Source organism: Janthinobacterium salmonicoloratum, from assembly GCF_051380845.1.
Lineage (GTDB): Bacteria > Pseudomonadota > Gammaproteobacteria > Burkholderiales > Burkholderiaceae_D > Janthinobacterium > Janthinobacterium lividum_F.
Window position 1 is genome coordinate 1,005,072 of sequence record NZ_JBNYXV010000001.1, and the last position, 21,394, is coordinate 1,026,465.

The window sequence follows — 21,394 nt, forward strand, 5'->3', positions numbered from 1 at the left end:
TGCTATCGCTTGTATTTTCCATGTCACACCCTCCCCATCGCGAAACCCTTGGCTATGTAATGCCGCACGAACCAAATCACCAGCGCGCCGGGCACGATGGTCAGCACGCCCGCGGCCGCCAGCACGCCCCAGTCCATGCCAGCCGCCGACACGGTGCGCGTCATGGTGGCGGCAATCGGCTTGGCATTGACGGACGTCAAGGTACGCGCCAGCAGCAATTCTACCCAGCTGAACATGAAACAAAAGAATGCCGTCACGCCCACACCTGACTTGATCATTGGCAAGAAAATGCGGATGAAGAAGCGCGGGAAGCTGTAGCCGTCGATATACGCCGTCTCGTCGATTTCCTTGGGCACGCCAGACATGAAACCTTCCAGTATCCACACGGCCAGCGGCACGTTGAAGACCATGTGCGCCAAGGCCACGGCCAAATGCGTATCCATCAGGCCCACCGTCGAATACAGCTGGAAGAAGGGCACGAGGAAGACGGCAGGCGGTGTCATGCGGTTGGTCAGCAGCCAGAAGAACAGATGCTTGTCGCCCACGAAGTTGTAGCGGGAAAACGCATACGCAGCCGGCAAGGCAACGGTGACCGACATCACCATGTTCAAGGCCACGTAAATCATGGAATTGATGTAGCCGCTGTACCAGGACCGGTCCGTAAAGATCGTGTGGTAGTTGGCGAACGTCAGTTGCTGGGGCCACAGGCTCAGCACGCCGACGATTTCCTCGTTGGTCTTGAGCGACATGTTGAGCATCCAGTAGATGGGCAACAGCGACGCCAGCAAAAAAACGGCGAGGATGGCGCTGCTCATTTTCTTGTGCATCATTTCTGGTCTCCCGTGCCGACTCTCTGCATCCATGTATACAACACAAAGCAGAACAGCAGGATGATGAGGAAATAGATCAGGGAAAACGCGGACGCCGGTCCCAGATCGAACTGGCCCACGGCCTTTTGCGTCAGGTATTGCGACAAAAAGGTGGTGGCATTGCCCGGCCCGCCGCCCGTCAGCACGAACGGTTCCGTGTAGATCATGAAACTGTCCATGAAGCGCAGCAACACGGCGATCATCAGCACATTGCGCAGTTTCGGCAGCTGGATGTAGCGAAACACGGCCAGGCGCGAGGCGCCGTCGATGCGTGCCGCCTGGTAATACGCGTCGGGAATGGCGCGCAAGCCCGCATAGCACAGCAGCACCACCAAAGGCGTCCAGTGCCAGATATCCATCACCATCACCGTCAGCCAGGCGTCGAGCGAATTGCCGTTGTAGTTGTAGTCAAAGCCCAGCTGATTCAGGGTATAGCCCATCAGGCCAATGTCGCCACGGCCAAAGATTTGCCAGATGGTGCCCACCACGTTCCACGGTATCAGCAGGGGCAGCGCGATCAGCACCAGCGCCAGCGACGCCTTCCAGCCATCGGCCGGCATGCACAGGGCGATCAAAATGCCCAGCGGAATCTGGATCGCCAGCACAGAGCCGGAAAACAGCAGCTGGCGCAGCAAGGCGCTGTGCAAGTCGCCGTCCAGCATGACCATGCGGAACCACTCGGTGCCCACAAACACCTTTTGCGTGGGGCTCAGGATATCCTGCACGGAATAGTTCACCACCGTCATCAGGGGCAGGATGGCGGAAAAGGCCACGCACAGCAGCACGGGCAGGATCAGCAGCCAGGCGCGGCGGTTGTTATCGGTTTTACCGTTATGTATCATCAGGCCACCCGCTTATCGTTGACATAGAACAAGGTACGTTGCGGCGGAAAGCGCAGCCGTATAGCCTCCCCCGCCACCGCATCGATGGCGCGCAGCTTGGCCGCCACCATGGCGCCGCCGAGCTGGAATTCCGCCAGGTAATGCGTGCCCATGTTGCGCACGGCGGTCACCGTGGCGTCCAGACAATGATCATTACCCTCACCCGCTTTCAGGCATTCGACGAATTCCGGCCGCACGCCGAGCGTGATTTTCCCTTGCGCCCCTAGCAGCGCCGCACGCGCGGCGGCGGACACGGCCAGCGCCTGTCCCGCCACGCGCAAGCCGCCATCGTCCAAAGTGCAATCGAGCAAGTTCATGCCCGGGTTGCCGATGAAATAGCCGACAAACGTGTGCTCGGGTTCCTCGAACAGCGCCTGCGCGCTGCCCGTCTGCACCACTTCGCCCTGCGTCATGACGACCACCTGGTCGGCAAAGGTCAGCGCTTCCACCTGGTCGTGCGTGACGTAGATCAATGACAGTTTCAGTTCGTGGTGGATTTCCTTCAACTTTCTGCGCAGCAGCCATTTCAAATGCGGGTCGATTACCGTCAGCGGTTCGTCGAACAGCACGGCCGCCACGTCGGGACGCACGAGGCCGCGGCCCAGCGAAATCTTTTGCTTGGCGTCGACGGACAAGCCGCTGGCGCGCAACTTCAGGTCGCCCGTCAATTCCAGCATCTGCGCCACCTGCTGCACGCGCTTTTTCACCTCACTCTCTTTCCAGCCGCGATTACGCAGCGGGAAGGCCAGGTTGTCGTGCACGGTCATGGTGTCGTAAATGACGGGAAACTGGAACACTTGCGCGATATTCCTCGCCTCAGTCGGCAGCTGCGTCACATCCTTGCCGTCGAACAGCACCTTGCCATGCGACGGTTTCACGAGGCCGGAGATGATATTGAGCAAGGTCGTCTTGCCGCAGCCGGAAGGCCCCAGCAAGGCGTAGGCGCCGCCGTCTTGCCACTCCATGCTCATGGGCCGCAGCGCATAGTCGGCGGGGGCCGTCGGGTTCGGTTTGTAGGCGTGGGCCAGGTCAAGCAGTTCGATGCGCGCCATATCAAGCTCCTCCCGGAGCAAACAGCAGCCCGCCATCGTCTGCGAAAATCAGCAAGGCATGCGGCTGGCAATACACGGTGCAGGCGCTGCCGATCTCCAGCTTGTGCACGCCGCCGAGCTGCGCCACCAGAGCCAGCTCGCCGCGACGCGCATGCACATAGGTTTCCGAGCCGCTGATTTCCGCCAGGTCCACCTGCGTCGCGATGGCCACGTCGCCATCGGACTGCGGCGACAGATGCAGGCTGTGCGCGCGCACGCCGAGGATCACCTCAGTGCTGTCGCCCAGGCGGGCGCGCTGTTCGCCGCTCAAGTGAATGGACAGGCCGTCCGCCGCCTGCGCCACGCCTTGCGCATCGACGCGTGCGGGAATCAGGTTGATGGGCGGGTCGCTGAAGGTGCGCGCCACGTCGATGGAATTGGGGGCGTTGAATACGTCCAGGGTAGGCCCCTGCTGCAGCAAGCGTCCTTCGTGCAGCACGGCCACGTGGCCACCCAGCTGCAGCGCTTCCAGCGGTTCCGTGGTCGCATACACGACCGTCGTGCTGCCGCTGGAAAACAGTTCCGTCAATTCGCGGCGCAATTCCTCGCGCAGTTTGTAGTCGAGGTTCACTAATGGCTCATCGAGCAGCAGCAGGGACGCATCCTTGATCAGCGCGCGTCCCAGCGCCGTGCGCTGCTGCTGGCCGCCCGAGAGTTCCCCCGGCGTGCGCTGCAGATACGGCGTGATATGCAGACGCTCGGCCAGCGCCAGCACTTTTGTCCGTATCTGTTCCTCGGGCACCTTGCGCAGGCGCAAGGGCGAGGCGATATTGTCGTAGACGGTGAAGGCCGGATAGTTGATGAATTGCTGGTACACCATGGCCAGATTGCGACGACTGACGGGCACGCCCGTCACGTCAACGCCATCGGCCGTGACGGTGCCCCCGCTGGGCTTGTCCAGGCCCGCCATCACGCGCATCAGGGTCGTCTTGCCGGCACGCGTGGTGCCCAGCAAGACGTTGATGGCGCCCGGCACCAACGCCAGCGACATCGGATATAAAAAGTCGTCAGCCCCCTGCTTCCTGCTGATCTTGTCCAGTACCAGTTGCACGCGCTTCTCCTCCAGTGATGGTTTCTTATTCTTCGCCGCACCCTCTGCGGGGCGCGGTCGCCAACGTGTTCTGTGTTCTTCTTACGGTACCAGCGGGTGCTGCAACAGCCAGGCGTCGAGCGTGCCCGCCGTCTCGCGCGGCAGGTGCAGGCCCAGCTTGGAGCGCCGCCACAGGATGTCGGCCGCGCTGACGGCCCATTCATGGCGCCGCAAATAGTCGACTTCCGCCGCGTACAGGCCGGCGGCAATTTCCTCGCCCATGGCCGCCACGTCCGACCGCCCTGCCAACAGCACGTGAATGCGCGTGCCGTAAGCGCGCGCATAGCGCGCCACCAGCGCCGCCGGCAGCCAAGGGTACTCGCGCTGCAAGCCTTGCACGAACTGGCCGAACTCGCGCACGGAGCGGTTCTGCGGCACGGCGCCATACACGTCGCCACCGGGCAGGCAGGCGCTGGCTGTCCAGGCCGGCAGCGTATTGCCCAGCAAGGGCGCCAGCATATCGATTGCCTCCTCGGCCAGCTTGCGGAAGGTGGTGATCTTGCCGCCGAAAACACTCAACAATGGCGCACCTTCCTGGTCCAGCTCGAAGCGGTAATCGCGCGTGACAGCCTTGGCGTCAGCCGCCGCGTCTTCCACCAGCGGGCGCACGCCGGCATACGTCCAGACCACGTCGGCAGGATTGACGGGCTTGCTGAAATAGTAACTGGAAAGCTCGCACAAGTAACGAATTTCCTCGTCATCGATTTCCACCTTGCCAGTGTCGCCGTGGTAATCGAGATCGGTGGTGCCGATCAGGGTGAAATCGTGCTCATACGGAATGGCAAATACGATGCGCCCGTCCGGATGCTGGAAGATATAGGCATGATCATGCTCGAACAGGCGCTTGACGACGATATGGCTACCCTTGATCAGGCGCAAATGGCGACCCTGTCCGCCGGGCGCCGCCTGTTGCAGGAATTCTGCCGTCCACGGCCCGGCCGCATTGATCACGCTGCGCGCGCGCACCAGCGTCTGCCTGCCGCTGGCATGCTGCAGGGTAGCCAGCCAGGACTCACCGTCACCCTCGCGCGCCAGCATCGTGCAGCGCGTCTGCGTCAGCACGTGCGCGCCCTTCTCCGCCGCGTCGACGGCGTTCAGCACCACCAGGCGCGCATCGTCGACCCAGCCGTCGGAATACACGAAGCCGCGCTTGAATTCGGGTTTTAACGGTGTGCCGGCCGCGTGGCGGGTCAGGTCGATGCCGCTGGAGGCAGGCAGGATTTCCCGCTTCGCCAGCATGTCGTAGAGGAAGAGGCCGGCGCGTATCAGCCAGGCCGGGCGCTGGCCCTTGGCGTGCGGCATGACGAAGCGCAGCGGCCACATGATGTGCGGCGCCGAGCGCAGCAGCACTTCGCGCTCGATCAGCGCCTTGCGCACGAGGCCGAACTCATAGTATTCGAGGTAGCGCAGGCCGCCGTGTATCAGCTTGGTCGATGCGGACGAAGTGTGGGAAGCCAGGTCGTCCTTTTCGCACAGCACCACGGACAAGCCCCGTCCGGCCGCATCGCGCGCGATGCCGGCGCCATTGATGCCGCCACCGACCACCAGCACGTCGCATGCCATCGTTGTCTCCACACCTTGCTGTGCTGCGGCCATCGGGACTCCGTGTCTGTCGGGGAAAGGCCGGCGAGGAAAGACTAGGCATCGCCGGTGACTGTCGTTAAGATCAATACAGATGTAATTCGAATGCAATATGGATAAGATTACGCCAGAATACGAAGCCATAGCAACATATTTTCATCACAACTTGTTCGTTTTTGTTCGTTTGTGATTTTTAAAGAGACAGCCCATGATTTTGAATCCCCGCCAGCGCCGCCTGCTCGAAGTGGTGCGCGAGAAGGTCACCATGTCCGTCGAAGAGCTGGCACAGCAGCTGGACGTGACGCCGCAAACCGTGCGCCGCGACGTCAAGCAGATGGAAGAAGCGCGCCTGCTGGCCCGCTACCACGGCGGCGTGGGCTTGCCCTCGTCCGTGGAAAACATCGATTACAGCCAGCGGCAAGTGTTCAACAGCGACGCCAAGCGGCGCATCGCGGCCGCCGTCGCCGCGCAGGTGCCGCACGGCTGTTCGCTCTTGATCAATATCGGCACGACGACCGAGGAAGTGGCGCGCGCGCTGGGCCGGCACACGGGCTTGCACGTGGTGACGAACAACTTGAACGTGGCCGCCATCCTTGCCGACAACGCCGCCTGCGAAGTCATCGTGGCCGGCGGCGTGGTGCGCGGGCGCGACCGCGGCATCGTGGGCGAAGCCACCATCGACTTCATCCGCCAGTTCAAGGTCGACATCGGCATCATCGGTATTTCCAGCATCGATGAAGATGGCAGCCTGCGCGACTTCGACGCGCGCGAAGTGAAGGTGGCGCAAGCCATCATCGAGCAGTCGCGCGAAGTGTGGCTGGTGGCCGACCAGCATAAATTCGGCCGCAAGGCGCTGGTGCGCCTGGCCGACCTGGCGCAAGTCGACATTCTGTTTACGGATGCACCGCCGCCGCCCCGCTTTGCCCAGGTCCTGCGCGACGCCAACGTGAAAGTGCGCGTGGCCGCCTGACGACGCCGCCGCCGGTGGCGCAAGCCCTCACCGGGCAAGACCTGGCCTTACCGGCTCAGTGCGCGATGGCAAGCTTGCCGAAGTGGCGCCCGCCGGCAGCCAGCTCCGCATACGCTTCAGCCGTGTCGTCGATGCTGAACACGCGGTCGATGACAGGTACGATGCCATGCGCGGCGATGGCCTGGGCCGCCTGCGCCAGGTCGGCCACGGAACCGGTGTTGTTGCCGACGATGCGCAAGGCCTTGACGATGATGGGCAATAAGTCGATGCTGGCGGCCGTGCCGCCGACAAAGCCCACCGTGAAGACCGTGCCGCCCACCGCCGCCGCGTTGAGCGAGCGCACGATGGTGGCGCCGCCCACCGTCTCGACCACCAGGTCGGCGCCCCGCCCAGCGGTCAGTTTCAGCACTTCCGCGTCCCAGGCCGGCGTGGTCCGGTAGTTGATCAGGTAATCGGCGCCCAACTGGCGCGCCCGTTCCAGCTTTTCATCGCTGGACGACGCCAGTATCACCGTGGCGCCCGAGGCCTTGGCGAATTGCAAGGCAAAGAGGCTGACGCCGCCCGTTCCCAACAGCAACACCACCGATCCGGGGCGCACCTGCGCCGAACGCACGGCATTCCAGGCCGTCGTCGCTGCGATGGGCAGCGCCGCACCCTGGACGAAATCAAGGTGCGCCGGCAAGGGGACCAGGCTGGCGGCCGGGACGGTCACGTACTCGGCCAGCGAGCCCGGCAAGGTGACGCCGCGCATCGCGCCGACGATGTGCGGCGTAATGGCGCCGCCCTGCCAGTTCGGCATGAAGTGCGGGATGACGCGGTCGCCGACGGCCAGGCCGCTGACGCCGTCGCCCAGCGCCGCCACTTCGCCCGCACCGTCGGCGACGGGGATCAGCGGAAAGGCCGCGCCGGCAAAGTTGCCCGTCGCAATGGCCACGTCCAGGAAGTTCAGCGTGGCGGCGCGCAGGCGCAGCAGCACCTCACCCCGGCCGGCCTGCGGCTCGGGCAGCTCGGTCTGGCGAAACGCGGTAAGGGAAGGAGCGGTCAGTTGTATGGCTTTCATGGTCTGTTCTCAATCGATGTGTGTCAGGGTGGCCGCAGGCTGGCGGGAAAAACATCAGTGTCATTTAAAATCATTAATAGATAAACTATGGTTTGATTCAATGATTTGACACTGAGGATTACCAATGGATTTGCTCGACAGCATGAAGGTGTACGTACTGGCCGTTGAGAAAGGCAGTCTGAGCGCGGCCGCAGCCGCCTGCGGGATCTCCGCGACGATGGCCGGCAACCATCTGCGGACGCTGGAAAAACGCCTGGGCATGCAACTGCTCCAGCGCACCACCCGGCGCCAGCATCTGACCGCATTCGGCGAGGATTACTACGCGCGCTGCAAGGAAATCCTCAGGCTGGTGAGCGAAACCGATGTCCAGGCGCAAAACCTGCAACTGGCGCCCGCCGGAAAGCTGCGCATCACGGCGCCCCTTACCTTCGGCGCGGAAGCACTGATGCCCGCCATGGCCGTGTACCTGGAACGCTATCCCGAAGTGAGCATCGATGTGGCCCTGAGCGACCGCGTGGTCGACCTGGTGGAGGAAGGCTTCGAGGCCGCCATCCGTATCGGCCAGCTGCCTGATTCGTCGCTGATCGCCAGGCCGCTGGCACCGTACCGGCTGATGATCTGCGCCTCTCCCGACTATCTGGCGCGCAAGGGAACGCCGCGCCAGCCAACCGAGCTGAGCCAGCACGAATGCCTGTCCTTCTCGCCCGCCGCCCTGGCACACTGGCGCCTGACAGGCGACCAGGACGATGTATGCAGCGTGCCCGTCTCGGGCCGCCTGCAAGTCAATCACGGCCAGGCGCTACGCGTTGCCGCATTGCATGGCATGGGCATCGTGCTGCAACCGACCTTCCTGCTGGAAACTGACGTGCAGGCGGGCCGCCTGGTCCAGCTATTCCCCACGCATGCATTGCCCAGCCGCCCCTTGAGCGTGGTCTACCTGCCGGACCGCTATCGTTCGCCCAAATTGCGCAGCTTCGTCGATTTTCTCGTGGAACGGTTCAGCTGAACGGCGCCTGCGACTGACATGTGCCATTCGACATTGATCGCAATTGAAATATTTATCAATTCGGCAAAATTCATGTTACCATTGATACAACATGAGTTATTTTTTTAATCTTCCTGTCCAGCTATACGATTATTTGCTTGTTATTGCTTTTTATCTATCTACAGCAAGAAAAAAGGAAAAACTCTTTGCCGGTAAGTGATTTCCTGTGAAAACAGTGTTAGAAATACCTCAAGCACGATGATTGTTCCCAAACAAACCACTCGACAGCAAGCGTGAAGGCCTGAACCATGCCGGCAACGCCGCCCAGTGAAGGAAGAGAAATGAGTCATAATTTTGAAACGGCCGCCACGCCGCAAGCCGCCCAGTCCAACAGCGTCCCCGTCAGCGAGCTGGAAGCCCATCTCGGTTACTGGCTGCGTTTCGTTTCCAATCACGTTTCCCACAGCTTTCAGAAAAAAGCCGAAGCCAATGGCGTGACGGTCTCCGAATGGGTGGTGCTGCGCGAAATGTTCCGCCTGGGTTGCACCTCGCCCACGGTACTGGCGCAAGTGTCGGGCATGAGCAAGGGCGCCGTCTCCAAACTGATCGACCGCCTGGAAAGCAAGGGCATGGTCAGCAAGTCGATCCTGCTGGCCGACCGCCGCCAGCATTCGATCGAACTGACCACGGAAGGCGAGGCGCTGGTGCCCGTGCTGGCCGGAATGGCCGACCAGAACGACGAGGAGTTCTTCGGCAAGCTGCCGCGCCAGCTGCGCGACGACCTGCTCGAAGCGATGAAGGAAGTGGCGCGCACGCATCAGCTCAAGAGCGCCCCGCTGAATTAACAGCGGTCATACTCCCGGCAAGGGTGACACGGTGGCACGGGCGCTTCGGCTATGATGCTGGCCTGACTGTCTACCAGGAACACGCATGGCCCTGCACATCGAAACTCCCTTGCTCAACTCGCGCGCCCTGAGCCTGCACAGCGAACGCGCCATCTGGCTCAAGCTCGAAGCCTTGCAGCCGCCCGGCTCCTTCAAGATCCGCGGCATCGGCCTCGCCTGCGAAGAATACGCGCGGCGCGGCGCCAGCCGCTTCATCTCTTCTTCCGGCGGGAATGCCGGCATCGCCGTCGCCTATGCGGGACGCCAGCTGGGCATTCCCGTCATCGTCGTCGTGCCGGAAACGACCAGCGCGCGGGCCAAGGCCCTGATCGCGCAGGAAGGCGCCGAAGTCATCGTGCATGGCGCCGCGTGGCAGGAAGCGAACGCGCTGGCGCAAGCTATGCTCACGCCGCAAGACGCCTTTCTGCATCCGTTCGACGACCCGCTGCTGTGGCAGGGCCACGCGGGCATGATCGATGAAGTGGCCAGCGCGGGCCTGAAGCCGGACGCGGTGGTGCTGTCGGTGGGCGGCGGCGGCCTGCTGGCCGGCGTGGCCGAAGGCTTGCAGCGCAACGGCTGGGATGACGTGGCCCTGGTGGCCGTGGAAACGCAAGGCGCCGCTTCGCTGGCGGCGGCCGTGGCCGCGCGCGAACACGTGGCCCTGCCGGCCGTGACCAGCATCGCCACTTCGCTGGCTGCGCGCCAGGTCTGCGCACAAGCCTACGCCATCAGCCAGACGCGCCTGCTGCACAGCGTGGTCGTGTCGGACCGGGCCGCCGTCGACGCCTGCCAGCGCTTTATCACCGACCAGCGCCTGGTGGTGGAGCCGGCCTGCGGCGCTGCGCTGGCGGCCGTCTACGGCAAGGTGCCGGAACTGGCGCCCTACCGCAAGGTGCTCGTCATCGTCTGCGGCGGCGTGACGGCCACCACGCAGCAGCTCGACCACTGGACTGCCACCCTGTAAAACCTACGGCGCCGCCTCGAGCAGCGCCACGCCATCGCGGCCCTGCCCCTTGGCGGCATACAGGGCCTGGTCCGCCAGGTCCAGCAACTGCGCCGGCGTCAGCGCGCCTTCGCGGAAGATGGCGATGCCGATGCTGGTCGTCACCGGCAGCGGGCCGCTGGCTAGGTCGAAGGGCTGGCGGATGGCGTCGATGATCTTCGCGCCGATCTGGCGCACTTCGGCCGCGCTGTTCACGCCTTCGAGAATGATCACGAATTCATCGCCGGCCAGACGCGCCACCAGGTCGCTGGCGCGCACGCTGCGCACCAGGCGCGAGGCGAATTCCTTCAGCACTTCGTCGCCCGCTTTGTGTCCCAGGCTGTCGTTGATGGCCTTGAAACGGTCGATATCGAGATAGGCCAGCGCCATCGGCGCGCGCGCGGCCCGCGTGCGCTGCATGCTTTGCGCCAGCTGCTCGTCGAAGCGGCGGCGGTTGGCGATGCCCGTCAGGGTGTCGGTGGCGGCGGCAAACTGCAGCGCCGTGTGCATCGCCTTGGTTTTGGTAATTTCGTGTATCAGGCCATACACGCCTTCCACCACGCCGCTCTCGCCCACATCGGGCACGTAACTGGTCTGGAAAGCGCGCCGGCCGGCGTCCCCCTCGCCGCCGATGGTGAATTCATATTCGACCTCCTCGCCCGCGAAGGCGCGCAGCAGGTACTCCTCGCGCAGCTGGTAGGCTTCCTCGCCCAGCACCTCGCGTATCGACTGCATCATGCTTTCCTGCTGCGACCTGCCGAACCATTTTTCAAACGTGGCGTTGATGAACTGGTAGCGGTGCTCGCGGTCGATGTAGACGATCACCACGGGCACATGATCCGTCAGCAGCTTCAGGCGCCGCTCGCTGTCGCGCGTCTGCGCCTCGGCGATTTCGCGCTCGGCTACCAGCGAGTAGAAATCGCGGCTCAAGTCGCCGATCTCATCGCGCCGCTCGATTTGCAGCACCTCGATGCCCAGGCGCTGGCGGCGGATCTGGTGCACCTGGCGGCGCAAGCGCTCCAAAGGCTGCAACAGGCGCAGCACCACGCGCCAGCCGGCCAGGCCCGCCAGCGCCGCCAGCAGCACGGCGGCCAGCAGGATCTTGCTGCGGATGGCGTGCAGCGGCGCGAACGCGTCGCTCATGGGATAGACGGAGGCAAGTATCCAGCCCGTCGAGGCGATGCGGTGGTAGGCGAACAAGGCATCGACGCCTTGCGTGGTGGTGCCCGTCAGCCAGCCCTCGAAACCCTGCATGGCGCGCCGCGTGGGCACGCTGATGGGGCCCTTGGCTACGATATTCTGCATGATGCGCGACTTGTCGGGATGCTCGACGATCACGCCTTCGCTGGTCATGATGTACAGGTAGCCGCCCGGGCCCGGCTTGAGCGCGCCGAGACGCCCCAGGAAATCGGGCTGGCGCAGGTTCACGCTGGCCGCCAGCACATAACGCACGCCCCCGTGCGCGTCGAACACGGGCTGCGTCACCACGACGATAGGCATGCCGGAAATGCTGCCGTTGAGCGGCGCGGAGATCACCGAGTGGCGGGTCGCCAGCGTCTGTTCAAAGTAAGGACGGCCTTTCACGTTCAGCCCCGCCTGCGGCTTGAAGGGACTCACGCTGGCCAGGACGACGCCATCGATACCGACCACGCCGGCCGAATAAAACTCCCTGGCCAGCACCGTTTGCGCGGCCAGGAAGCGCTGCAGGCTGTCGCCGTCGTGCGCGCCGCTGGCCGCCAGGCTGTCTGCCATCGCGCGCAGCACATTGCGCTTCGCGTCAAGTTCTTCATCGATGAAGACGGCGGCGCTGGCCAGCGATACGTACTGCTGGCGCCCCGTCACGTCGCGCATGCCGCGCTCGGCCACGGCCAGGGTGGCCAGCGCCAGCGAGGCCACGGCAGCGAGCACGAGCAGGAAGACGACCACGCTCATGCGCGCCTTCAGGCTGGCCGGCAAGCGCCCGCGCAGCCATTTGCGCAATCTCATACGCATCGTCACCGCGCCGTCAAAGCCGCTGCTGCAAATACCGGCACAGGCGCTCGACCGACTCTTCCAGCGCCAAGGTGGCCGTATCCAGGGTCAGTGCGGCCGCCAGCGGCGCTTCATACGGCGCGGAAATGCCCGTGAATTGCGCCAGATGCCCCGCGCGCGCCTTTCCATACAAACCCTTGGGGTCACGCGCCTCGCACACGGCCAGCGGCGTGCTGACGTGGACTTCGATGAAATGATCCGCACCGATGATGGCGGCGGCCGTGGCCCGGTCTGCGCGGTACGGCGAAATGAAGGCGGCGATGACAGTCAAGCCCGCCACGTTCATCAGGCGCGCCACTTCGGCCGTGCGGCGGATGTTTTCATGCCGGTCTTCGGGGGTAAAACCCAGGTCGCGGTTCAAGCCATGGCGCAGCTGGTCGCCATCGAGCACCGCCACGGCGCGGCCCTGCGCCTTGAGCGCCTGCATCAGCGCCAGCGCAACGGTGGTCTTGCCGGCGCCGCTCAAACCGGTCAGCCAAACCGTGTTATGTTGTCCTGCTGTCATCACACTGCCTCTCCCCTTGTAGAGCTGGCAATATAACAAAGCCGCGCAGGAAAGGACAGATTATCAGGCTGCGCTGCGCGCTTCCGCCAGCAATTGTCGTATCTCGGGCACGCAGGAGCCACAATTGCCGCCCGCCTTGACGCAGGCAGTCACCTGCGCCGTCGTCGTCAGTTTTTGCGCCTGGATGGCCGCGCAAATGGTGTTGCGCCCCACCCCAAAGCATGAGCACACGGTGGGACCTGCGTCCATGCCCTTGCCGATGGGCTGACCCAGCAGCACGCCGGCGCGGTCCGCCGCATCGAGCTGCGCGTGCGCAAACAGGCCGGCCAGCCAGCTGCGCGACGGCAGGTCGGGACGGGGCGAGACATACACGCATTGCGCGATGCGCCCCTCGTCCAGGTGCACGGCGCGGTACACGCCGGCGCTGGCGTCCGCGTAATCGAGCCAGTCGGCATTGTCGTCCGTGACGCCGAGCTGCGCGCGCGCCCAGGCGCCGAGATCCTCGATGCGATGGCGACCCGCCAGTTCATAGCGCAGGAACTGCTCCCCCTGGATGCGCGTCCAGTGCGCCACGCCGTCCAGGTTCAAGGGCGTGCGGCTGAGGACAAACGCATGCCAGTGCACGCGGAACTGCTCGATGCGCACGGGCGTGTGCTTGAATTCTGGCTCGCCCGAGATGGGGTCGACCACGGGATTGACAACGGCGCCCACGCGCGCGTCGGACGCATTCGCGTCGCTCCAGTGTATCGGCACGAAGACCTGGCCACGCGCGATGCCGCCGCCATGCACGACGCGCGCCACCATCGCGCCCCAGGCGCTGCTGATGCGCGCCAGCTCGCCTTCGCGCACGCTGTACAGCAGCGCATCCTGCGGGTGGATGTCGATGAAGGCTTCGGCGATGTGGCCCGACAGCTTGGCCGCCTTGCCCGTGCGCGTCATCGTATGCCACTGGTCGCGCACCCGACCCGTGTTGAGGACCAGCGGATAGTCTTCATCGGGCATGTTCCGAGGCGCGCGCGTCGCCGTGGGAATGAAGCGCGCGCGGCCATCCACATGCGCGAAGCGGCCGTCGCCGAACAAACGCGCCTGGCCCTGCGGCCATTGCTGCGGCGCCAGGGCGTCGTACTGCGCGGCACTCAGCGCCAGCAGGTTCGACAGATTGAACAGGCGCTTTGTGGTTCCTTCATTGCGGAAAGCGGACAGGCGCGCGTGTTCGTCGAAGATGGCCTGCGGCGCCGCGAAGTCGAAACCGCCAAAGCCCATGCGCCGCGCCACGTCGCACAGCACGTCCCAGTCGGCGCGCGCTTCGCCGGGCGCCGGTAAAAACGCGCGCTGGCGCGAGATGCGGCGCTCGGAATTGGTCACCGTGCCATCTTTTTCGCCCCAGCCCAGTGCAGGCAGCAGCACGTCGGCATGGACGTTCGTGTCCGACCGGGTGCTGATGTCCGACACCACCACCAGCTCGCATTGCGCGAGCGCGCGGCGCACCTGCTCGGCGTCAGGCATGCTCACCAGCGGATTGGTGGCGATGATCCACACGGCTTTGACTTTACCCGCCTCGATGGCGTGAAACAGGTCCACCGCCTTCAGGCCAGGCTTGTCGGCAATGCGCGGCGCATCCCAGAAGGTTTGCACGGCCTCGCGGTGCGCCGGCTTGTCGAGGTCGAGGTGCGCCGCCAGCATGTTGGCCAGGCCGCCCACTTCGCGCCCGCCCATGGCGTTCGGCTGGCCCGTGAGGGAAAACGGCCCCATGCCGGGCTGGCCGATGCGCCCTGTCGCCAGATGGCAGTTGATGATGCTGTTGACCTTGTCCGTGCCGGAGGACGACTGGTTCACACCCTGCGAAAAGGCGGTGACGACCTTGCGTGTGGCGGCAAACGCCTGGTAGAACGCCAGCAAAGCTTGTGGATCGATCTTGCAGATGGCCGCCACCTGCAAGGGGTCGCCGCAATCCACGTGGGCGGCCGCCAGCGCTTCGTCCAGCCCCGAACTGTGCCGCGTGACGAAATCGCCGGCGATCACGCCTTCCTTCGCCAGATAACACAATAAACCGTTGAACAGCCACACATCGGTGCCCGGCTTCACGGGCAAATGCAGGTCGGCCAGCTCGCAGGTGGCCGTGCGGCGCGGGTCGATCACCACCAGTTTCATGTGCGGCCGGCTTTCCTTGAGGCGCGTAATGCGCTGGAACAGGATCGGGTGGCACCAGGCCGTGTTCGAGCCCACCAGCACCACCATGTCGGCCAGTTCCAGGTCTTCATAGCAGCCCGGCACGATATCCTCGCCAAACGCGCGCTTGTGGCCGGCCACGGCCGACGACATGCACAGGCGCGAATTGGTGTCGATATTCGCGCTGCCCACATAGCCCTTCATGAATTTGTTGGCGACGTAATAGTCTTCCGTCAGCAGCTGGCCCGAGACGTACAGGGCGACAGCGTCAGGGCCGTGTTCAGCGATGATGGCGCGCAAGCCGCCAGCCACCTGGTCCAGCGCAGCATCCCAGGAAGCGCGCTGCAGGACGCCATCGACGCGCACCTGCGGGTACAACAGACGGTTGTCCAGGTCCAGGGTGTCGCCCAGGGCCGAGCCTTTCACGCACAGCTTGCCCAGGTTGGCCGGGTGGTTGGCATCGCCGGCAATGCGAATGGCGCCGTCGGGCAGGCGTGTCGCTTCCACGCCGCAGCCGACGCCGCAATACGGGCAAGTGGTTTTCACGGGCGTGCAGCTTGTCATGGGATGTCCTGTCAGGCGGCCTGGGCGCACAGCGCCTGGCCAAACAATAAATGAGCGCGCAGTTTGCTGATGTCGCGGCGCTGCTGGATCAGGTCGAAATACCAGGGACCGTCCTGCACGTCGCCATACAGCACGGCGCCGGCCAGGCGGCTGCCCTGCACCACCAGGCGTTTGTAGACGCCGCGGCGCGGATCGCGCAGCACCAGGTCTTCGCTGCCCTCGCCGCCGATGATGTCGCCGGCCGAATACAGATCGATGCCCGTCACTTTCAATTTGGTGGCGCTGGCCTGCTGCACGTAGCGCCGGTGCCCGGCACCTGCCAGGTGCGCGCCGCATACGCGCGCCTGTTCCCATATGGGCGCGACCAGGCCGAAGGTGGCGCGCCGGTGCTGCACGCATTCGCCTACGGCGTACACGCGCGGGTCATAGCTTTGCAGGCAGTCGTCAACGACGATGGCCCGTTCGCAGTGCAGGCCGGCCGCTTGCGCCAGGGCGATGTTGGGGCGCACGCCAGCCGTCATCACCACCAGGTCGGCGGGGATGCTGCTGCCGTCCGAAAACTGCACGCCTTCCACGCGGGCGCTGCCCATGATGGCAGACGTTTGCGCCTGCATCAGGAAACGCAAACCGCGCGCTTCCAGCGCCGTTTTCAGCAGCATCGATGCGGGTGCGTCAAGCTGCTGGTTCATCAGGGCACCGCTCATGTGCACCACGGTGACGTCCATGCCCTGGCGCTGCAAGCCGTTGGCCGCTTCCAGTCCCAGCAAGCCGCCGCCGATGACCACCGCGTGGCGGTGCGTGCGTGCCGCCTGCAGCATGGTGTCGACGTCGGCGATATCGCGAAAACCGATCACGCCGGGCAGCTCATGCCCGGGTACGGGCACGATGAACGGCGTCGAACCGGTGGCCAATAGCAGGCGGTCATAGGCCACCGTGATGCCGGACAGCGCCTCAACCTTGCGCGCCTTGCGGTCGATGCGCACGACGGGGTCGCCCGCGTGCAGGGTGATGCCGTTGTGCGCATACCAGTCGCGCGTGTGCAGCATGATGTCTTCCACGCTTTTTTCGCCGGCCAGCACGGGAGACAGCAGGATGCGGTTGTAATTGCCATGCGGCTCGGCGCCGAACACGGTGATGTCATACAGGTCCGGCGCGAGTTTCAATAGTTCCTCGACCGTGCGCATGCCGGCCATGCCATTGCCGACCACCACGAGCGAGGGGCGCGCAGTTGCCTTGGCTGGCGGGTTCACAGGGCCACCCACACCATGTCCGCAAACACGCGCGCCGGCCAGGTAGCCACCGAGTGTTCAGGTGCTTCGATGCACTCGCCGCTGGCCAGGTCGAAGTGCTGCTTGTAGATGGGCGAGGCGACGACGACGCGCTCGCCGATGCTGCCCACGAGGCCCCGCGACAGCACGGAAGCGCCCGCGTTCGGGTCGATATTGTCGATGGCGTACACGCGCGGCGCGGCATCGCCGATGCGGAACACCGCCACGTGGCGCCCATCCAGCAGCGCGCACACGCCCGTGTCGGGCACGATGTCCGTCAAGGGACAGATGGCCACCCAGTTGTCGGCAGTGGCGCCGGAAAGTTCATTCATCGCATTCATGGCTCACGCCTCCACGGCAAGGATGGGGATCACGGTGCTGCGGCGTTCAATCTCGGTGGCGGGCCGGATCTGGCCCCGCTCTTCCACGAACACCACGTTTTCATCGTTCTTCTCGCTGTTGACGAAATGGCGGAAGCGCTGGCGCACGGCGGGGTTGGAGACGGCTTCCTTCCACTCGCAGGCATAGGTATCGACCACGTGCTGCATGTCCGCTTCCAGTTCATGGGCGATGCCCAGGCGGTCGGCCACGACGACGGCTTTCAGGTAATCGAGGCCCCCTTCCAGGTTGTCGCGCCACACGCTGGTGCGCTGCAGGCGGTCGGCCGTGCGCACGTAAAACATCAGGAAGCGGTCGACATAGCGCACCAGCGTGTCCTCATCGAGGTCGGACGCCAGCAATTCCGCATGGCGCGGCTTCATGCCGCCATTGCCGCATACGTACAGGTTCCAGCCCTTCTCCGTGGCGATCAGTCCAATGTCCTTGCCCTGCGCCTCGGCGCATTCGCGCGTGCAGCCGGAGACGCCGAACTTGATCTTGTGCGGCGTGCGCAAGCCCTTGTAGCGGTTTTCCAGGCGGATGGCGAAACCCACGCTGTCGGCCACGCCGTAGCGGCACCAGGTAGAGCCGACGCACGATTTCACCGTGCGCAGCGATTTTCCGTAGGCGTGGCCGGACTCGAAGCCCGCCGCGATCAGTTCTTCCCAGATGGCCGGCAATTGATCGACGCGCGCACCGAACAGGTCGACCCGCTGGCCGCCCGTGATCTTGGTATATAAACCGTATTTTTTCGCCACCATACCCACGGCGATCAAACCGTCGGCCGTCACTTCGCCGCCCGGCATGCGCGGCACGACGGAGTAGCTGCCATCCTTCTGGATATTACCGAGAAAATAATCGTTACTGTCCTGCAGGCTGGCGTGTATGGGAGACAGGACGAAATCGTTCCAGCACGAGGCGAGGATATTCGCCGCCACGGGCTTGCACACGTCGCAACCGAGACCCTGGCCATGCGCGGACAGCAGCGCGCCGAAGCTGCGGATATTGCCGACCCTAACCAGGTGGTGCAGCTCCTGGCGCGAATACGCAAAATGCTCGCACACGTGGTTGTTGACGGCCAGGCCCTGCTTCTGCATTTCCGCCTTCATGATCTGCGTCACCAGTGGCACGCAGCCGCCGCATGCCGTGCCGGCCTTGGTGCAGCTTTTCAGGGCGGCTATGGTGGTGGCGCCCTCGGCGACGGCCGCGCACAGCGCGCCTTTCGAGACGTCGTTGCACGAGCAGATTTGCGCCGACTCGGGCAAGGCGTCCACGCCCAGTCCCACCTTTTGCTGGCCGTCGGCCTGCGGCAGGATGAGGAACTCGGGGAATTCCGGCAGCTCGATTTTATTCAGCATCATCTGCAGCAAGGTGCCGTATTCGCTGGCGTCGCCCACCATCACGCCACCCAGCAAGTATTTGCCGCAATCGGAGACGACGATCTTCTTGTATATCTGCTTGCGTTCGTCCGTGAACTGGTAGGAGCGGCTGCCGGGCGCATTGCCGTGCGGGTCGCCCAGGCTGGCCACGTCCACGCCCATCAGTTTGAGCTTGGTGCTCATGTCGGCGCCCTTGAACGAGGCTTCACCCTCTTCCTGCAACAGATGGCGCGCGCAAATGCGCGCCATTTCATAGCCGGGCGCCACCAGGCCAAAGATCAAGCCGCCCCACAGCGCGCATTCGCCGATGGCGTAGATGTCCGGGTCGGACGTGACGCAGCTGTCGTCGATGGCGATGCCGCCCCGTGGTCCCACGTCCAGGCCGCAGGCGCGCGCCAGTTCGTCACGCGGGCGGATGCCGGCTGAAAAGACGATCATGTCCGCTTCCAGGTGGCTGCCGTCGGCGAACTGCATGCGGTGCGTGGCCGCTTCTCCATCGACGATGGCCAGCGTATTTTTTTGCGTGTGCACGGTCACGCCCAGTTCCTCGATCTTGCGGCGCAAGACGCGCGCGCCGCCTTCATCGACCTGCACGGCCATCAGGCGCGGCGCGAATTCCACCACGTGGGTGTCGAGCTTCAAATCGCGCAAGGCCTTCGCGCATTCGAGGCCCAGCAGCCCGCCGCCGATCACCACGCCCGTGGTGGACTTGGCGCCCCAGGCCAGCATGGCTTCCAGGTCTTCGATGGTGCGGTAGACGAAGCAGCCATCCCTCTCCTTGCCCGGCAGCGGCGGCACGAACGGCGTGGAGCCGGTGGCGAACACCAGCTTGTCGTAGGCCAGCACTTCGCCCGTGCTGGCGGTGACGGTCTTCGCCGCGCGGTCGATGGACACGGCGCGCGCATTGAGTTTCAGGACGACGTTGCCCTTGTCGAAGAAACCGGGCGCCACCAGCGACAGGTCCTCCGCCGATTTGCCGCTGAAAAATTCCGACAGGTGCACCCTGTCATAGGCGGGACGCGGCTCTTCGCACAGCACGGTGACATGCAGGTGCGGCGCATTTTCCAAGGCCAGGCGTTCGAGGAATTTGTGCCCGACCATGCCATGGCCAAGGACGACGATGTTCAAGGGGTGGTTCATGCTTGTCTCCTCAGGCCGCGGCCATGTTCGGTTCGGCCGCCAGACCCGTGAAACGGGCGGCGATGGCGCACAGGGCAGAGATCACTACCAGCGCGCTCAGGATGATCAGGGCTTGGCGGATGTCGCCCGTGCCCTTCATCAGGAAGCCGGCCGCCACGGCGCCCACGTTGCCGCCCGCGCCGATGATGCCGGCCACGCCGCCGAGCGCCTTGCTGTCGATGAAGGGCACCAGCGCGTAGGTGGCGCCGCAAGCCATGTGGGTGAACAGGCCGAAGACCAGCATGGCGATGACGGCGTACGTGACGCTGTCGACTTTCGCAAACCACAGCAGGCCCACGCCTTCGCCGATCATCAGCATGAACAGCAGGGTCACGCGGCTGTTCAGGTTGCCGCGCAGGGCCAGCTTGTCGGACATCCAGCCACCGAGGGCGCGGGCAAACAGGGCCAGCAAGCCGAAGCTGCCGGCGGCCAGGCCGGCGGATTTCAAGGACAGGCCGAAATGGTCGACGTAGTACACGGCGGCGATGTTGTGAATGAAAATTTCGATGCCGAAGCAGGCGCCGTACGTGACGAACAGCAGCCAGACGCGATAGTTTGCACTTGCCGCCTTGAAGCTGGCCCAGCCGCCGCTTTTGCCACCACCTTTGCCACCTTCGATGGCCGTGCCGGCAGCGCGCAAGTCCGAGTAATTGCCTTCAGGGCAATCCTGCGTATAGCGCCAGTACAGCACGGCCATCACCAGCATCAGCACGCCCGGCACCAGCAGGGCAATGCGCCAGCCCAGCGATTCGGACACGCCCATCATCACGACGGCGCCCAGCAGCAAGGGCATCAGCGCCTGCGCCGCGCCGCCGCCCGCATTGCCCCAGCCCGCGGCGGCCGCATTCGCCGTCCCCACTACGCGAGGCGCGAACATCACGGAGGTGTGATATTGCGTGATGACAAAGCTGGCGCCGACGGCGCCGATACCCAGGCGGAAGAACAGAAAGCTTTCATAGCTTTGCGACGCGGCCACGCCCAGCACGGGAATGGCGCCCAGCAGCAGCAAGCCCGTATAGGTCTTGCGCGGGCCGTAGCGGTCGCACAATGGCCCCACGATCAGACGCACGAGGATGGTGATGGCGACGGCCGCGATATTGATATTCGCCACTTGCGCCAAGGAAAGGCCGAACTCGCCCTTGATGACAGGCATCAGGGGGGCGCAGGCGAACCAGGCGAAGAAACACACGAAAAATGCCATCCACGTCAGGTGGAATGCGCGCATCGGCGGCGTGGCGAGGGAGAAGAGCGCGATGCTCGTTGCTTTTTGGCTGGCCATGATAGGTTCCCGAAATATCCCGTTGATAAAACAAAACGGCGCCCGCCCCAGCCGATGCAAGATCAGCCTGGGCGGACGCCGTTGTCCATGTGGTCCGTCGTTGGACCGTTGTGCGTTTATTCAGGGGATCGCCGTTGATCCGTATCTCTTGTGTAGCAAGCGCCGTGCCAGCTTCTCCAGGGGCAGGCAGCGCCATTGACAGCTGCTTTGCGCCAGATCATGTCACCTCGCGGTGCAAGCGCGCCACTT

General features: G+C 64.3%; 17 protein-coding genes. 4 read left to right on the plus strand and 13 right to left on the minus strand.

The window, feature by feature from the left end:
- Positions 1–23: 23 nt before the first annotated feature.
- The 5 genes from ACQ4WY_RS04690 to glpD form a co-directional block, all read right to left on the minus strand.
- Positions 24–830, minus strand: a complete 807-nt coding sequence (locus ACQ4WY_RS04690; RefSeq protein ID WP_034779108.1) for a carbohydrate ABC transporter permease — start codon at positions 828–830, stop codon at positions 24–26.
- Positions 827–1,711 (minus strand): carbohydrate ABC transporter permease, encoded by an 885-nt coding sequence (locus ACQ4WY_RS04695; RefSeq protein WP_034754965.1) that lies wholly within the window; start codon positions 1,709–1,711, stop codon positions 827–829. The genes ACQ4WY_RS04690 and ACQ4WY_RS04695 overlap by 4 nt, the downstream gene beginning before the upstream one ends.
- Complete coding sequence (locus tag ACQ4WY_RS04700) at positions 1,711–2,802, minus strand: ABC transporter ATP-binding protein (RefSeq protein WP_436503030.1); 1,092 nt, start codon at positions 2,800–2,802, stop codon at positions 1,711–1,713. The genes ACQ4WY_RS04695 and ACQ4WY_RS04700 overlap by 1 nt, the downstream gene beginning before the upstream one ends.
- A 1-nt stretch (position 2,803) precedes the next feature.
- Positions 2,804–3,892, minus strand: coding sequence for an ABC transporter ATP-binding protein (locus ACQ4WY_RS04705; protein WP_436503031.1), 1,089 nt, complete (start codon positions 3,890–3,892; stop codon positions 2,804–2,806).
- 81 nt (positions 3,893–3,973) lie between these two features.
- Positions 3,974–5,527, minus strand: a complete 1,554-nt coding sequence (gene glpD, locus ACQ4WY_RS04710) for a glycerol-3-phosphate dehydrogenase (RefSeq protein ID WP_436503032.1) — start codon at positions 5,525–5,527, stop codon at positions 3,974–3,976.
- Positions 5,528–5,720: 193 nt separating this feature from the next.
- Between glpD and ACQ4WY_RS04715 the strand changes: the two genes are divergently transcribed.
- Positions 5,721–6,482, plus strand: a complete 762-nt coding sequence (locus ACQ4WY_RS04715; RefSeq protein WP_353656445.1) for a DeoR/GlpR family DNA-binding transcription regulator — start codon at positions 5,721–5,723, stop codon at positions 6,480–6,482.
- Between the two features lie 55 nt (positions 6,483–6,537).
- On the opposite strand, the gene ACQ4WY_RS04720 is transcribed toward ACQ4WY_RS04715, so the two are convergent.
- Positions 6,538–7,542, minus strand: coding sequence for a zinc-dependent alcohol dehydrogenase family protein (locus ACQ4WY_RS04720; protein ID WP_436503033.1), 1,005 nt, complete (start codon positions 7,540–7,542; stop codon positions 6,538–6,540).
- Between the two features lie 124 nt (positions 7,543–7,666).
- Between ACQ4WY_RS04720 and ACQ4WY_RS04725 the strand changes: the two genes are divergently transcribed.
- From ACQ4WY_RS04725 to ACQ4WY_RS04735, 3 genes are all read left to right on the plus strand, one after another.
- Positions 7,667–8,548, plus strand: a complete 882-nt coding sequence (locus ACQ4WY_RS04725) for a LysR family transcriptional regulator (RefSeq protein WP_436503034.1) — start codon at positions 7,667–7,669, stop codon at positions 8,546–8,548.
- Between the two features lie 320 nt (positions 8,549–8,868).
- Positions 8,869–9,372 (plus strand): MarR family winged helix-turn-helix transcriptional regulator, encoded by a 504-nt coding sequence (locus ACQ4WY_RS04730; protein ID WP_436503035.1) that lies wholly within the window; start codon positions 8,869–8,871, stop codon positions 9,370–9,372.
- 85 nt (positions 9,373–9,457) lie between these two features.
- Positions 9,458–10,375, plus strand: a complete 918-nt coding sequence (locus tag ACQ4WY_RS04735; RefSeq protein WP_436503036.1) for a pyridoxal-phosphate dependent enzyme — start codon at positions 9,458–9,460, stop codon at positions 10,373–10,375.
- Positions 10,376–10,378: 3 nt separating this feature from the next.
- On the opposite strand, the gene ACQ4WY_RS04740 is transcribed toward ACQ4WY_RS04735, so the two are convergent.
- The 7 genes from ACQ4WY_RS04740 to ACQ4WY_RS04770 form a co-directional block, all read right to left on the minus strand.
- On the minus strand, positions 10,379–12,379 hold the full coding sequence (locus ACQ4WY_RS04740) for a diguanylate cyclase domain-containing protein (protein WP_436503037.1): 2,001 nt from the start codon (positions 12,377–12,379) through the stop codon (positions 10,379–10,381).
- A gap of 19 nt (positions 12,380–12,398) precedes the next feature.
- Complete coding sequence (cysC, locus tag ACQ4WY_RS04745) at positions 12,399–12,929, minus strand: adenylyl-sulfate kinase (protein ID WP_436503038.1); 531 nt, start codon at positions 12,927–12,929, stop codon at positions 12,399–12,401.
- Positions 12,930–12,992: 63 nt separating this feature from the next.
- Positions 12,993–15,662: a molybdopterin-dependent oxidoreductase gene (locus tag ACQ4WY_RS04750; protein ID WP_436503039.1), complete on the minus strand. Its 2,670-nt coding sequence runs from the start codon at positions 15,660–15,662 to the stop codon at positions 12,993–12,995.
- Between the two features lie 11 nt (positions 15,663–15,673).
- Positions 15,674–16,912: an NAD(P)/FAD-dependent oxidoreductase gene (locus ACQ4WY_RS04755; protein WP_436503040.1), complete on the minus strand. Its 1,239-nt coding sequence runs from the start codon at positions 16,910–16,912 to the stop codon at positions 15,674–15,676.
- Entirely contained in the window at positions 16,909–17,262 is a 354-nt protein-coding gene (gene nirD, locus ACQ4WY_RS04760) for a nitrite reductase small subunit NirD (protein ID WP_436504392.1), read from the minus strand. Before nirD ends, ACQ4WY_RS04755 begins: the two co-directional genes overlap by 4 nt.
- Positions 17,263–17,274: 12 nt before the next feature.
- Positions 17,275–19,827, minus strand: coding sequence for a nitrite reductase large subunit NirB (gene nirB / locus ACQ4WY_RS04765; RefSeq protein ID WP_436503041.1), 2,553 nt, complete (start codon positions 19,825–19,827; stop codon positions 17,275–17,277).
- A 10-nt stretch (positions 19,828–19,837) separates the two neighbouring features.
- Complete coding sequence (locus ACQ4WY_RS04770) at positions 19,838–21,145, minus strand: MFS transporter (protein WP_436503042.1); 1,308 nt, start codon at positions 21,143–21,145, stop codon at positions 19,838–19,840.
- Positions 21,146–21,394: the final 249 nt, after the last annotated feature.

What these genes read in the sequence shown, in the direction of transcription:
- ACQ4WY_RS04730 (WP_436503035.1), top strand. Translation starts at nt 8,869, where the DNA reads ATGAGTCATAATTTTGAAACGGCCGCCACGCCGCAAGCCGCCCAGTCC.
- nirD (WP_436504392.1), bottom strand. Translation starts at nt 17,262, where the DNA reads ATGAATGAACTTTCCGGCGCCACTGCCGACAACTGGGTGGCCATCTGT.
- ACQ4WY_RS04690 (WP_034779108.1), bottom strand. Translation starts at nt 830, where the DNA reads ATGATGCACAAGAAAATGAGCAGCGCCATCCTCGCCGTTTTTTTGCTG.
- ACQ4WY_RS04770 (WP_436503042.1), bottom strand. Translation starts at nt 21,145, where the DNA reads ATGGCCAGCCAAAAAGCAACGAGCATCGCGCTCTTCTCCCTCGCCACG.
- ACQ4WY_RS04715 (WP_353656445.1), top strand. Translation starts at nt 5,721, where the DNA reads ATGATTTTGAATCCCCGCCAGCGCCGCCTGCTCGAAGTGGTGCGCGAG.
- ACQ4WY_RS04740 (WP_436503037.1), bottom strand. Translation starts at nt 12,379, where the DNA reads ATGAGATTGCGCAAATGGCTGCGCGGGCGCTTGCCGGCCAGCCTGAAG.
- cysC (WP_436503038.1), bottom strand. Translation starts at nt 12,929, where the DNA reads ATGACAGCAGGACAACATAACACGGTTTGGCTGACCGGTTTGAGCGGC.
- glpD (WP_436503032.1), bottom strand. Translation starts at nt 5,527, where the DNA reads ATGGCCGCAGCACAGCAAGGTGTGGAGACAACGATGGCATGCGACGTG.
- ACQ4WY_RS04750 (WP_436503039.1), bottom strand. Translation starts at nt 15,662, where the DNA reads ATGACAAGCTGCACGCCCGTGAAAACCACTTGCCCGTATTGCGGCGTC.
- ACQ4WY_RS04695 (WP_034754965.1), bottom strand. Translation starts at nt 1,711, where the DNA reads ATGATACATAACGGTAAAACCGATAACAACCGCCGCGCCTGGCTGCTG.
- ACQ4WY_RS04720 (WP_436503033.1), bottom strand. Translation starts at nt 7,542, where the DNA reads ATGAAAGCCATACAACTGACCGCTCCTTCCCTTACCGCGTTTCGCCAG.
- nirB (WP_436503041.1), bottom strand. Translation starts at nt 19,827, where the DNA reads ATGAACCACCCCTTGAACATCGTCGTCCTTGGCCATGGCATGGTCGGG.
- ACQ4WY_RS04700 (WP_436503030.1), bottom strand. Translation starts at nt 2,802, where the DNA reads ATGGCGCGCATCGAACTGCTTGACCTGGCCCACGCCTACAAACCGAAC.
- ACQ4WY_RS04735 (WP_436503036.1), top strand. Translation starts at nt 9,458, where the DNA reads ATGGCCCTGCACATCGAAACTCCCTTGCTCAACTCGCGCGCCCTGAGC.
- ACQ4WY_RS04725 (WP_436503034.1), top strand. Translation starts at nt 7,667, where the DNA reads ATGGATTTGCTCGACAGCATGAAGGTGTACGTACTGGCCGTTGAGAAA.